This is a genomic window from Corynebacterium anserum (genome assembly GCF_014262665.1).
GTDB classification, from domain to species: Bacteria; Actinomycetota; Actinomycetes; order Mycobacteriales; family Mycobacteriaceae; genus Corynebacterium; species Corynebacterium anserum.
On record NZ_CP046883.1, the window covers coordinates 601,705 to 614,576 of the forward strand.

General features: G+C 52.7%; 11 protein-coding genes, 3 tRNA genes and 1 pseudogene. 7 read left to right on the top strand and 8 right to left on the bottom strand.

Annotation, left to right across the window (positions count from 1 at the left end):
- Positions 1 to 166: 166 nt before the first annotated feature.
- From GP473_RS02430 to GP473_RS02440, 3 genes are all read right to left on the bottom strand, one after another.
- Entirely contained in the window at positions 167 to 1,357 is a 1,191-nt protein-coding gene (locus GP473_RS02430) for an MFS transporter (RefSeq protein ID WP_185769241.1), read from the bottom strand.
- A 357-nt stretch (positions 1,358 to 1,714) separates the two neighbouring features.
- Positions 1,715 to 1,918, bottom strand: a complete 204-nt coding sequence (locus GP473_RS02435) for a hypothetical protein (protein ID WP_186277076.1) — start codon at positions 1,916 to 1,918, stop codon at positions 1,715 to 1,717.
- A tRNA-Lys gene (locus tag GP473_RS02440) sits at positions 1,911 to 1,983 on the bottom strand. The genes GP473_RS02435 and GP473_RS02440 overlap by 8 nt, the downstream gene beginning before the upstream one ends.
- Before the next feature lie 312 nt (positions 1,984 to 2,295).
- Here GP473_RS02440 and GP473_RS02445 point away from each other — a divergent pair.
- Complete coding sequence (locus GP473_RS02445; protein WP_186277077.1) at positions 2,296 to 3,486, top strand: L,D-transpeptidase; 1,191 nt, start codon at positions 2,296 to 2,298, stop codon at positions 3,484 to 3,486.
- A 55-nt stretch (positions 3,487 to 3,541) separates the two neighbouring features.
- Positions 3,542 to 3,751, top strand: coding sequence for a heavy-metal-associated domain-containing protein (locus tag GP473_RS02450; RefSeq protein ID WP_185769244.1), 210 nt, complete (start codon positions 3,542 to 3,544; stop codon positions 3,749 to 3,751).
- Between the two features lie 234 nt (positions 3,752 to 3,985).
- Here GP473_RS02450 and GP473_RS02455 read toward each other — a convergent pair whose 3' ends face one another.
- The 5 genes from GP473_RS02455 to GP473_RS02475 all read right to left on the bottom strand — a co-directional run bounded on the left by GP473_RS02455 (position 3,986) and on the right by GP473_RS02475 (position 6,828).
- Positions 3,986 to 4,531, bottom strand: coding sequence for a flavin reductase family protein (locus GP473_RS02455; RefSeq protein WP_246394873.1), 546 nt, complete (start codon positions 4,529 to 4,531; stop codon positions 3,986 to 3,988).
- A gap of 223 nt (positions 4,532 to 4,754) precedes the next feature.
- Positions 4,755 to 4,830: transfer RNA gene (locus tag GP473_RS02460), tRNA-His, on the bottom strand.
- A gap of 193 nt (positions 4,831 to 5,023) precedes the next feature.
- Positions 5,024 to 5,671 carry an oligoribonuclease gene (orn, locus tag GP473_RS02465; protein ID WP_185769245.1) on the bottom strand — a complete coding sequence of 216 codons (648 nt, stop codon included), beginning with the start codon at positions 5,669 to 5,671 and terminating at the stop codon, positions 5,024 to 5,026.
- Positions 5,671 to 6,522 (bottom strand): mycolate reductase, encoded by an 852-nt coding sequence (gene cmrA, locus GP473_RS02470; protein ID WP_425488589.1) that lies wholly within the window; start codon positions 6,520 to 6,522, stop codon positions 5,671 to 5,673. Before cmrA ends, orn begins: the two co-directional genes overlap by 1 nt.
- A 232-nt stretch (positions 6,523 to 6,754) precedes the next feature.
- Positions 6,755 to 6,828: transfer RNA gene (locus tag GP473_RS02475), tRNA-Arg, on the bottom strand.
- Positions 6,829 to 6,968: 140 nt separating this feature from the next.
- On the opposite strand from GP473_RS02475, the gene GP473_RS02480 reads away from it, so the two are divergent.
- From GP473_RS02480 to GP473_RS02500, 5 genes and pseudogenes are all read left to right on the top strand, one after another.
- A complete protein-coding gene (locus tag GP473_RS02480; RefSeq protein ID WP_186277078.1) occupies positions 6,969 to 9,179 on the top strand; it encodes a bifunctional copper resistance protein CopD/cytochrome c oxidase assembly protein in 2,211 nt (736 codons plus the stop codon).
- 315 nt (positions 9,180 to 9,494) lie between these two features.
- Positions 9,495 to 9,563, top strand: a pseudogene (locus GP473_RS09630) (hypothetical protein); the annotation flags it as partial.
- A 38-nt stretch (positions 9,564 to 9,601) separates the two neighbouring features.
- Positions 9,602 to 10,183: a single-stranded DNA-binding protein gene (locus GP473_RS02490; RefSeq protein ID WP_186277079.1), complete on the top strand. Its 582-nt coding sequence runs from the start codon at positions 9,602 to 9,604 to the stop codon at positions 10,181 to 10,183.
- 243 nt (positions 10,184 to 10,426) lie between these two features.
- The gene (gene ettA, locus GP473_RS02495) at positions 10,427 to 12,097 is read left to right on the top strand and encodes an energy-dependent translational throttle protein EttA (RefSeq protein ID WP_186277080.1); all 1,671 of its coding nucleotides are present in this window, start codon (positions 10,427 to 10,429) and stop codon (positions 12,095 to 12,097) included.
- 281 nt (positions 12,098 to 12,378) lie between these two features.
- Positions 12,379 to 12,831: an acyl-CoA thioesterase gene (locus GP473_RS02500; RefSeq protein ID WP_246394874.1), complete on the top strand. Its 453-nt coding sequence runs from the start codon at positions 12,379 to 12,381 to the stop codon at positions 12,829 to 12,831.
- Positions 12,832 to 12,872 lie beyond the last annotated feature (41 nt).

Consider the following 12,872-nt stretch of genomic DNA (forward strand, 5'->3'; position numbering starts at 1 on the left):
GGCGAAGTACGTGAGAGACAGGGGAATGCGGAAATCCGTCACGGGGTTTGTTCTCGTAAGGTTCAACGCAAGTTCCGCGCAGTAATCTGAGTTGCATGTGCTGAAGTAACCCCGGATGCATGTGCTGAAAGTTAGGGGGTTGAATGGATAGTTGTAGTGTCTGGAATCATGAAGACCGTGAGAGACGAATAAATAGCCCAAAAGCTGTAAGTATGACAGTAATTAAGGCGCTGCCGTAGCAGAAAACCTGAGTGGCAGATATGTGCTCAATAATCTGGCTTGAGATGATGAGTGTTGTTATAGATCCTATTCGACTGCATACGCTCACTAGAGAGGTTACTGATCCGATTCTTTCAATGGAAGAGTTTCGCCGAACCCCAATAGTGCAGTAATTGAGAAAGATTATAAGAAAGAATACTATAATCGCATAGGAAATGACGTAGAGGTGACCGGTATACTTATGAAGCGAAAAAATGCATACTGTAACCGCTAATAAAACGGTAGCTGCTCCTGTTGTACTGCCAATAATCTTCTCAGCTCGGAAAGTTGAGCTAAATGCTGAGATTGCAATGAATGTTGCGTAAAGAAGGAAAAGGCGGTTCTCTCCTATGCTGTTTTCCAAGGCAATGGCCTGCCATAATTGCATGTGTAACTGCATAAAAGATTCAATGAGTACCGTGAGAAGTAGGAATCTCTTTAATAAGGGAGACTGTCTCATTTCTACAGTGGTGTCATCGACGTGATGCTTCAGCTTTCCCAAAGAGAACTTAAAATCTGAGTTAAACTGTGGTTTCTGTTCTGGGATATGGAAGAAGAGAACTACGGACACGATGGCGAGAACAGTGGCGCAAAAAGAAAATAGATAGATGTTATATCCTATATATGGGTAGGAGATCGCCCCTGTTACACTACCGAATAACATGCCTGAAAAATTAAATTGAGATTCTCGTCTTACGAGCCAAGAAACACGACCTTCTGATGTAGGATGATTTCTTTTTTGGTTCTTTGCGTTGTTGACAAGTGCGGCATCTAATGTTCCTGATTCTAGAGCGTTTGCAATGCCGTATATTGACCAGATGGAAAGTAGAAAATAAAACCCACTGCCTAGCATTACTGCGATAAAGAAGATCGCAAGGATAGCGCGAGAAGCGACGTACACTATTCGTCGATCGATAATGTCTGCAATTGCACCACTCGGAATCTCGAATAGTAATACGCAGATGCTGAATGCAACCTGAAGCTTTAGTATCTCAGATAGGGATAATCCTTTAGATAATAGTATAGGGGTTAATATCGCGTGCGGGATGGAGAGTGCAAATGTTGATAAAAATTTCGCTGCAAAGTAGGGAAATGCCACATCTGAGAAGATGCTCTTTTCTCTCACCATCATTTTTATCTAACTTTCACAACAGACAGTGGTGGATATATCCCAGTAAACGTACGGGTTGAGATTGCATGCGTGAAGCTTCATGCTCATGCTTCGAGCAACCAAAGAATTTAGCCGCCTATTTGTTCCTGCTATCCTAGAACATGCATGGGGAGATCTTTGAAATGCGCTCCATGAGTGAACGGAACCAGTCTTTCATCAGTGGGTACTCATCTCGGGGAGACTCCGGGAGCCTTCCCCTGTGTGCTGGCCACACGCCAAGGCTTTCGATGTGGGCTGGTCTAGTTTTCTACTTCGCTGGGTGTGATGACTTTTCCAATCATTTTCTTAGCGTATGCGTTCTTCGTTATCTTGTAGGGCTGACAGGCGATCGGAGGTGCGTGAGGTGCCGCGGTCAGTAGAGGCTCGGGCGTAGCCAATGGTTGAACTCATGGCATCGTGGAGCGGTTCGGCGCGTAGGTAGGCTAACTGGTTAGAAACAGGAAAACCCCCACCGGAGATAACCCCGGTGAGGGCTTGAATGTGGGTCATCAGGGACTCGAACCCCGAACCCGCTGATTAAGAGTCAGCTGCTCTGCCAATTGAGCTAATGACCCGCATGGATGCTGTTAGCGGTTCTCATCTGCTGAGTTCCTCAGCAACGACATGAAACTATATGTCTTAAACGTTGATTGCACAAATCGCCTGGATATCAGCGGTTTTTAACTGGCTAACGTCTCGAATTAGTTGATTCTTGTGTCTGGCGTATATCAGTTCGGTAAACGTTTGCTGCGAGTAGTCATTTCGGCGTGTGGAAAAACGGTGGACGGCGGTAGAGTTCGTGTTATTGCCGCCGCGTTCGATGAAGACGATTGGGACACGGCGGCAGCGTCCACAACATTGACTAGCTCTTGTGTATTCGGAGAATAATGCGTCTCTTTTGTCGAACCGGAACATTGCACCATGCCCGTCGCGTCTTCGCCAGCGTTGCTGTTGCGGCGACGGTGCTGAGCACTGCTGCCTGCACCATTGATAATAACGGTGGGCATGGGGATGATCAGCCGGCCGCTGAGAAGTCCTCCGTCGAGTTTCAGTCCAATGTGAAAGATGGCGATACGGATGTGGCTGTCGCTGATCTGATCACCGTCTCCTCCTCCGAGAAACTGGGGGATGTGTCTTTGACTAACGACGCCGGGAAGCAGGTCAAGGGCACTCTGTCTGAGGATGGCAAGAAGTGGACTGCAAAGGAAAAGCTCGGGTATGGCCGCTCATACGAGCTCAAAGCGAAGTCGGAGGACAAGTCTTATGATGCGAGCTTCACTACGCAGTCCCCGGCTTCCCAGACTAGTGCTGCGCTTTCTCCGCTTTACGGTTCCACTGTGGGGATTGGTCAGTCCATAAGCTTTCACTTCGATACTCCCATCACCGACCGCAAGGCTGTGCAGAAGCTCATCGATATTGAAACCACGCCAAAGGTAGAGGGCGCGTTCTATTGGATCTCCTCTACTTCGCTGCGTTGGCGCCCGGAAGAGTATTGGAAGCCCGGCACGAAGGTGCATGTGAAAGCCAACTTTTATGGCGAGGATTTAGGCGACGGTGTGTATGGCCAGGAGGATCGTGAAGCTAGCTTCACAATTGGCGACGCCATGCGTGCCGTCGTTGACGACGCTGCGAAGACCATGACGATTTACAAAAACGGTAAGGTCGTGCAGACCATGCCGGTATCCAACGGTCGTGACGGTGGCCGCTGGGCTACCCCGAACGGGATATACCAGGTTGGTGACCAATATGAGAAGTTACTGATGGATTCCGAAACCTTCGGATACTCTCATGAGGACGGTGGCTACCGTACTGACGTCAAATATGCGACTCAGCTCAGTTATTCCGGCGTCTATATTCACGCAGCGCCATGGTCTGTGTGGGCTCAGGGTAAGCAAAACACCTCACACGGTTGTGTGAATGTTTCTGACGCCAACGCCAAATGGGTGTATGACAACATGAAGCGAGGCGACATTGTGGAAGTGAAGAACAGCACTGGTTCCACATTCGACGGTCACGACGGTTTGGGTGACTGGAACATCCCATGGTCCACGTGGAGCAAGGGAAACGCTGACAAGTAGAAAGCCGGCACGCACTTTTCTAACCGTGTCGATCCCGTAAAGGAGAAGATGAACAATGAGCACTGAGAATTACATCGTTGAGGGCATGAGTTGCGGCCATTGCGAAGCGGCGGTGACGCAAGAGATGCAGAAGTTGGCAGGTGTGAGCGATATTCAGGTGTCGGCTTCTTCCGGTACTTTGAGTTTCCAATCGGATGGAACGGTGGCAGAGGCTGATGTTATTGCCGCTGTGGATGAGGCGGGCTTCGACGCCACACGTGCCTAAGCACACCGTGTGCATAGTGGGAGTCAGCTCCCCCCGTAAAGTTCCTCCATTTGCCATGACGCTCTTCGTGTGCGGTTGTCGGGGATACGATAGGCGAGGGTGTGCTTGAGGGATACGGTAGGCGAGGGGGTGGCTGGGGGATACGGCAGGCGACTGCGCATGGTTGGGGAACGGAGCGTAAAGGGGAGAAAACCAGTAGACAGCGCAGCGCAGCCTTTCTCACAGGGGTGCGACTTAATCAGAGCGCAAAGGCTTAGGGTTTTCGGAAGCGAGTGGTCTGGCGTTTTCAATGCTGTAGAAACGGTGCCCCTGGTACACAAGCGCGGAGGCTTCTTTGAGGTTGTGAACCTCGGTGACTTCCGCGGCTACAAGGGTAGCGTCGCCCGATTTGGCCGTATCGAGGATTCTTACGCGGAGAACAGCCCGTGAACCGGGAAGATAGGGTTCGCCGGTGATGGCTGTGACCCAACCCTGTTCGGGGGAGAAACGGTCACTCCCGGATGTCGCGAAGCTTGCTGCGACGTGAGCGTGTTGATCGGACAGAAAGTGGATCAGCAACGACTCGGCGCGCAGAAGAGCATGTGCTGAACCAGTGGACTTCATGAATGAAAAACTCACAGCGAGTGGGTCGAGCGACAGGGAGGAGACTGACGTCGCAGTAATTCCCACCGGTTTTCCGTCGACGGTCGCGGTGATCAGGGTGACGCCAGCCGGATGACCCCTGAATACATTGCGAAATGCGCGAGGCAAATCGTCATGCTGGGGAAGGGACTGGTTCACGGGAAACTATCCTCAAGGTTCTGATCGCTGAGGGGATCTGGCGGTTGCGTAATGGGCGGGGCGCTGGCTCTCCGGTAAGTGCGGAAAACGACGACCCCGCCGATCGGTTTGTCTAGCACTCCAGGATAGACAAGTTTGTGGCCACGGAGAAAGCTACGATGGAGAAAATGGGGAAGAAAATGAAAACCGCCTCACACCATCTACGCGGTGTGAGGCGGTTTCTTGGGGTGGCTGACGGGGCTCGAACCCGCGACACCCAGGATCACAACCTGGTGCTCTACCAGCTGAACTACAGCCACCATCGCGCTTCAAACGAAAGCTTCACGTTTCAGCAGCGAGACTCATGTTAGACCACCTTGTGCCACAAACCAAAAACCGAGGTGGTGCGGGGTTATTTACGCGGAATGCCGTGCCGGTTACGCGGGGTGCTCTCGAAGTGTTGTGGGATGCTGGGGCGGTTACACTTGCCAGCAACCCAGAATGCCGTGTCGGTTACACCGGGTACTGTTCGGTGACCTGCTGAGCAATCTCCTTGAGCACTCCGGTACTCGGTGCATCGGAAATGAACATGGCAGTGCGGTAGAAAGCAAGCTCACGAATGGATTCGCGGATATCCGCTAACGCACGGTGAGCCATGCCTTTGGTTGGTTGTGCATTGTAAATGCGTGGATGCCAGCGGCGAGACAGCTCCTTGATACTGGACACATCGATCATGCGATAGTGCAGGTAGTTATCCAATTCAGGCATATACCGAGCGATAAAAGTCCGGTCCGTGGCGATGGAATTGCCCGCTAGTGGGGCTTGCCCGGAAACGGGAACAAAACGCTTGATGTACTCCACGCACTGTTGTTCCGCATCGCGTAAGGAAACCGTCGACTCACGGATTTGCTCTGTGAGACCCGAGTTGCCGTGCATCTTGGTAACAAAGTCATCCATATGCGCGAGCTCCTCCTCAGTAGCGTGGATGACGATGTCGATGCCCTCGTCCAGCGGGTGTAGATCAGCATCGGTGACAATCACCGCGATCTCGACCAGCACATGACGATCTGGATCGAGGCCGGTCATCTCGCAGTCGGCCCAGACGATGCGATCCTGTTTCGCAATCTGATGCGGGGTGGAAGCTGTAGCGGGGTTCGCCATTATTTGTTGGTCTCCTTCGTAGCCTCGTCGGCAGCCATCTTTGAGTAAAACTTTCCGATTATCGGTGCGGTGATACGGCGTGGAACATAGGTGGATACCATATTCATTGCCTTGGACAATGGGCCTGGAACTACGCGTAACTTTCCTTGATCGAGCGCATTGAGTGTGTCAATGGCACAGTCTTCGTACGTGGTCCAGAGAAAGTCGGGGACAGCTGCGTCCACTTCGGTGAGGTCGTTGCTGTTCTTGCTTTCCTCCCGGACTGGCCCGGGAGCGAGCAAAGTACATGCGACGCCGGTGGGCTTGAGCTCATAATGGAGCGCTTCGGTGAAAGTATTCACCATCGCTTTGGTGCCGACATAGGTGGCGTTACCGGGAATCGCCATATTGCCTGCGGCTGATCCGACGTTGACTATTCCCCCCTTTCCCGCCTCCACCATGGAAGGAATAACTGCGGCGGTGAGTTCGAACAGAGCCGTGGCATTGAGTTCAAATTGCTTACGCTCATACTCGTAGTCCAAGTCGAAGAAGTTGCCGAACGTTGCGATACCCGCGGAATTAATGATGATGTGCACGTTGGTGGACGTGAGCTCTTGTATGAAAGCTGCTCGTGCCTTGCTATCGGCAAGGTCGACTGAACGGATCTGCACATCCACGCTGGGCAGTTGTGAGGCAAGTTCTTCCATTGGGCCGGTTGTACGGGCAACGAGGATGAGGTTGTGACCCCGGCGCCCCAGCTCTAGCGCAATGGCTCGGCCAATACCCGAAGAAGCACCTGTGACGACTGCGTAGGAGTCAGGGGTGGGCGCCGGAATCTTATGGGAGGATGAGTTTTTCGCCATAAAAGCCATAAGGGAAAGCTCCTTGCAATCGTCGAAGCGAAAATTGCTGAGACGGTGAGAGAGGTTGAGATGTAGAACATGAGTCTCGGCGACGAATGCGTGAGACCGTTAATGTTTACAACGTTACCTTCTGAATTTTTAAGAGGGTGTATCGGTGCACGGAGCCGCTTGGTGTTAAGAGGCCGTACTGGCGCGAGGAGCCGCCCGACAACGATCTAGGAAGATGGCCTAAGAATTTTTGCGCCCCCGGCAGGACTCGAACCCGCGACCAGCCGGGTAGAAACCGGATGCTCTAATCCACTGAGCTACGGAGGCATTACATCCCGCCATTGTTGCCTAAGCATAAAGGTGTGTAAACGACCTTCTATGCTTCCGACCCAATTGGGGGATATGGATAGAGTATGCCACGTCTCGTGATCGTGGATTCAAAGGGGTCGGGCGGTACGGTTACAAGTATGTCGGAACAGACTGCAACGCACAGGCCACAAGATGTGAAACAACCTGCAGAAAACAAGTCAGCGCCAAGGATGAAATCCCCGGCCTTGGTGTATGTAATCGCTGCGGTGTTGGCAGGTTTGGTAGCCGCGATTATCGGCTATTCCTTTACGGGTGCATCTCTTGCGGTACTCGGAGTTCCGGATCCGGGCATAGTCACGACGTTCGGTTTTCCACTCTTAAGGGCAGCGGGAACTCTGGTTGCGTGCATAGGAGTAGGAGGCTTCCTTATGTCAGCTCTAGGAACTCCGCCACGCAAGGATGGATACCTAGATCTGGATGGCTTCCGAGCTTCCCGCACCGGCACTTGGGCGATGTTCCTGTGGGGCATTATCGCTTTATTTATGATCCCCATGAGCCTGTCGGATGTATCCGGTCAACCATTTTCTGAAACTCTCCAACTTCCGTACTGGTCTGTCGCATTGGAGCAGGTCTCTTCTGCCAAAGCATGGGAATGGGTGGCTATCTTCGCCATCTTTGTGGCAGTTGTTTCTTTACTCACTCGCAAATGGATATGGCAGCCGGTGTTCCTGGCTATTTCACTGCTGTCGCTGATTCCGCTGGCGCTCGATGGCCACTCCGCAGCTGGCGGTAACCATGACTATGGTGTGAATTCCTTGCTATGGCACGTCTTGATGGCTGCTTTATGGATCGGCGGTCTTATCGCGCTGATTGCCCACGCACAGCGGCGAGGACCTTATCTTGCGGTGATTACTAAGCGGTATAGCTTTTTGGCGTTGTGCGCAATAATCGCGCTGGGGCTGTCCGGTGTGGTTAACGCTTCACTCCGCGTGGCGTGGAATGAGTGGTTGACCACGGGATATGGCCTGGTTGTCTTTTCCAAGCTCGTGTTGACCGTCGCGCTAGGTGTATGCGGTTACTTCCACCGTAAGAAGATTATCCCGTTGTTGGAGGCGGGCGAAGACGCGTCGGGTAAAGGTAGCGATGCTCAGCGTAAGCCGTTCATTCGCTTGGCCGTGGTTGAGGTGTTGATCATGGCTGTCACCATGGGTGTGGCGGTCTCGCTCTCCCGTATCCCTCCGCCGCTTCCAGCTCAACTGGATCTCACACGCCAAGATGTGTTGCTGGGGTACACCATTACGGAGCCGCCAAGCTTAATGGCGTTTATCACGAACTTCCGTTTTGATCTGGTTTTCGGTGTGGGGGCCTTACTTCTGCAGGCCGTGTACCTCTGGGCCTATTTCACCTTGAAGAACCGCGGTGTGCAGTGGCCTATGTCGCGTCTGCTGTGGTGGACTGGTGGCAATGTTTTGCTGTTGATCACCACGTCCTCGGGGCTTGGAATGTATGCGATGGCGATGTTTGGGCCGCACATGTTGCAGCACATGCTGCTCTCGATGGCCATCCCGATTTTCTGGGTTTTGGGCGGGCCTATGACTTTGCTCTTGCGTGCCCTTCCACCGGCTGGTCGCGATGGCGTACCTGGCCCGCGTGAATGGCTCGTTGTTTTCATTAACAACCCGTTTTCTCGGTTCCTCACCAATCCGATTGTTGCGGGTGTGCAGTTTGTGGTTGGTTTCTACTATCTGTATCTGTCGCCACTGTTTAACTGGATGGCTCCACAGCACGGCGGCCACCTGTTTATGATGCTGCACTTCATCATCTCGGGCTATATTTTCTACTGGGTCATCATTGGTGTCGACGCAGCTCCTCGTCAGTTGTCGCCTTTCGTGAAGATGATGACGCTGTTGGCTGCGACTGCGTTCCACGCATGGTTCGGTATCGCCATGATGCAGATGAGCCAGCCGCTTAATGAGGCATTCTATGAATCACTCGGATTACCGTTCGAGGTTGATCTGATGCATCAACAGCTAGTAGGTGGCGGTATTGCATGGGCAATCGGAGAGCTTCCGCTGATTATCGTTTCCATTGCGCATGGTGTGCAGTGGGTACGGACGGATCGCCGGGAGTCGGAGCGTTATGACCGCAAGGAGGCTCGTACGGGAGAACAGGATTTGTCCTCCTACAACGAGATGTTGGCTGCTCTGGCGGCGGGGGGTGAGAATGCGTCGTTGAGCCAGTACTACAACGCACAATATAACCAGGACGAGGTGCAAAGTGCCTTTCACACGGCCAAGTACAAGCGTCAGCATCGTCATCGCAATTCACCGTCACAGACGGACGGAGCCGGAGGCAGTGAAGACTCGTAAGCTTGATTTATAGTTCCCTGTCAAGTCCTTGTTTTGTAACTTGTGGATAAGGGGATTGTTCAGGGAGATTCTTCACAGTCCGTCAAAGAGTTTGTGGCGCAAGGCGTGGCGTCGTGTCACAGTAGAGCGTGATTGCGCAGCGAGTAACCACACGGAGCGAGTGCCTGAAAAGAGCGAGAGTCTCAACGGCGACTGAGAAACAAACGAGAAGCAAAAAGGGAAGGGGAAGGCTCCGAGCTGCGCAATCCTCAACGCACTGAACAATGCGGGGCATATGGTGCAGAAGAATGCGCCCGATGAACCCGATGGAGGGCTGCGCGGCGCAGCATCCAACACCACTTGCGGGAACTTGTGCGTGATACACGGGTGAAAGACACCACGTGAGGGATACTACTTGATCACTGAAGGAGGGGCGTCACATCATGGATATGGCGTATACATTTATCGCGGGACGGCTGACCGGGGAGCCAGATAGTAAGCAGGTAGGCGATGGTAATCGCGTGACGACGTTTAGGCTTGCCGTCAACCACGGATACCGGGGCGACAACGGTGAATGGATTGAAAAGGAACCCACATATATCCAGGTGCAATGTTGGGGAAGGCTTGCAGAAAATACCAATCTGACGTTCACAAAAGGCATGCCCGTGCTCGTGGTGGGCAGGCTAGAAACATCCTCGTGGGTCGCGGTTGATGAGCGTGGACACGAAGAAAAACGCTCGATTCAACGCATCAATGCCACATATGCGGGGCCAGACCTCAATGAACGCACGGCACAAGTGCATTTTGACCGTGTGAAACTGCTCCGCGTCAAAGAAGCCCATGAAGAAAGAGAGCGGCACGAGGCTGAACAATCAGGGCAGATGCACGAGGATAAGCAGCAGCGTGAAGCACTATTAGCGGGAAAACTGGAATCGACTCGCGCCGGATCCCGTGAATCAGCACCAATGCACACTCCAGAAACAACCTTTGCCGGAAACGAAGAAAAAGCGGCGGTGCCGTTTTAACGCGGGCTGCTGAGGGGCACGAACAGCTAAAACATCCCTGAGCGAAGAAAGCGGCGAGCAATGCTCCCTGTTAAGTAGGGGGATGATAGATAAGGACGTACACTTGTAGATTAAAGCGTGCGTCCTAACCCGGGCAGAACCTGTCCGGGTTACTTTCCGCGTTGCAGTGGAAAGGCATCCTACGTAGATGCAGCGAGACGCAGGGCAAACAACCACCCTGTCGAAAGGTTTAAAGAGTTCACCGTGGGCGAGTTCATTTACACGATGAAAAACGTGCGCAAAGCGCACGGCGAAAAGGTCATTCTCGATAACGTCACCATGGCGTTTTACCCAGGCGCGAAAATCGGCGTCGTCGGACCAAACGGTGCGGGAAAGTCTTCTATTTTGAAGATCATGGCTGGTATTGATCAGCCATCTAACGGTGAGGCTTTCCTCGACCCAGGCGCTACAGTGGGCATCCTCATGCAGGAGCCGCCTCTCAATGAGGAAAAGACCGTGCGCGAGAACGTCGAAGAAGGCATGGGCGAGATTTTCCAGATCCGTCAACGCTATGAAGAGATCGCCGAGGAGATGGCGACCAACTACACCGACGAGCTCATGGATGAGATGACCAAGCTCCAAGAACAAATCGACGCAGCGGATGCGTGGGAGCTGGATTCAAAGATCGAACAGGCGATGGATGCACTGCGATGCCCTCCAGGTGATGAAGGCGTGACTAATCTCTCCGGGGGTGAACGCCGCCGAGTAGCTTTGGCGAAATTGCTGCTGTCTGAACCTGACCTGTTGCTACTGGATGAGCCTACTAACCACCTGGACGCGGAATCCGTTCTCTGGTTGGAGCAGCACTTAGCGAAGTACCCGGGGGCAGTGTTGGCGGTGACGCACGACCGGTACTTCCTTGACCACGTTGCAGGCTGGATCTGCGAGGTCGATCGAGGAAAGCTGTACCCCTATGAAGGCAACTACTCCACATATCTGGAGACCAAGCAGAAGCGCCTCGAAGTGGCGGGTAAGAAAGACCAGAAGCTCCAGAAACGCCTGAAGGAAGAGCTCGCATGGGTTCGTTCTGGAGCAAAGGCACGCCAGGCCAAGAACAAAGCTCGTCTGCAGCGCTATGAAGAAATGGTTGCTGAGGCAGAACAGTACAAGAAGCTAGACTTTGAAGAAATTCAGATTCCAACCCCGCCACGTCTGGGCAACCAAGTTGTGGAGGTCAGTAATCTGACCAAGGGCTTCGGAGATCGAACTCTGATTAAGGACTTGTCTTTTACCCTTCCACGTAATGGCATCGTGGGAGTGATTGGTCCTAATGGTGTGGGCAAGACCACGCTGTTTAAGACAATTGTCGGTTTAGAAGAGCCAGACTCCGGTGAAGTGAAAGTCGGCCAGACGGTGAAACTGTCCTACGTCGACCAGAACCGTGAGAACATCGACCCAGAAAAGACCGTGTGGGAAGTTGTCTCTGACGGGCTGGACTACATCGTGGTTGGTCAAAACGAAATGCCGTCGCGCGCATACTTGTCCGCCTTCGGCTTCAAAGGGTCAGACCAGCAGAAACCATCTAAGGTTCTGTCCGGTGGTGAACGTAACCGCCTGAATCTTGCGCTGACGCTTAAGCAGGGCGGCAACCTGATTCTGCTAGATGAGCCGACGAATGACTTGGACGTGGAGACCCTGGGCTCATTAGAGAATGCCCTGGAGAAATTCCCGGGTTGTGCCGTGGTTATTTCTCACGACCGTTGGTTCCTTGACCGTACGTGTACGCATATTCTCGCCTGGGAAGGCAACGTCGCAGAGGGTCAGTGGTACTGGTTCGAAGGAAACTTCGAAGATTATGAAAAGAACAAGGTGGAGCGCCTCGGCCCAGAAGCAGCCCGTCCCACACGAGTAACCCACCGTAAGCTCACCCGCTAATGCTCGTGTGCTATCAGCTCGTCTGCTGATATGCCGGTAGAGATACCGTGCAACACTGGTGGGGTATTCTCCACAAAACTGTGGGGAACTCCACCAGATTCTTTCCTAGGGATTTGCCATAAAATGCCCGCTCATAGGTTCATACGTTTTACCGCAGAAAATTTATCTGCTTAACTAGACCTCCTGCATGCATTGCCCTCACTCGCCAATGCGTTGTGCAGGCACGCGACCCCAACACACCCACAACTACAGAGGATGACTCAAATACGATGCCGTTTGTGATGAATGAAGCTACCGGCACCCGTTGGCACACATGCCATCGTGAATTACGCTGGTCAGACTTCGACCAATACCAACACGTCAATAATGCGAAATACCTGGAATTTGCCCAGGATGCGCGCATGGTCTTCCTCCGCGACGTCCTCACCGAAATGGATATCGCGGTTCCACCGTTTTTTGTCCGGCATACGACCATCGACTATCCACGTCCTCTGTCGCCCGGAGAAAATGAAGTGGCAGTGAGCACCTTCGTGACTCATGTAGGAAAAAAGTCCTGCACGATGCGTCAACAAATTAAGGATGCTCTCGGTCGCGTGACCTGTACGGTGGATACCGTCATGGTGGGGGTAGACATGATGACCGGTAAATCACGCGAATGGTCGGAAGATGACATCAAGAACCTCAAGATGTTCTTCATACCTATAGAAGAATCAGAGGAAGAAACCGAAGGATAAACTCCTCAGTACACAACCTTTCTTCTTGAACACTTATGCTG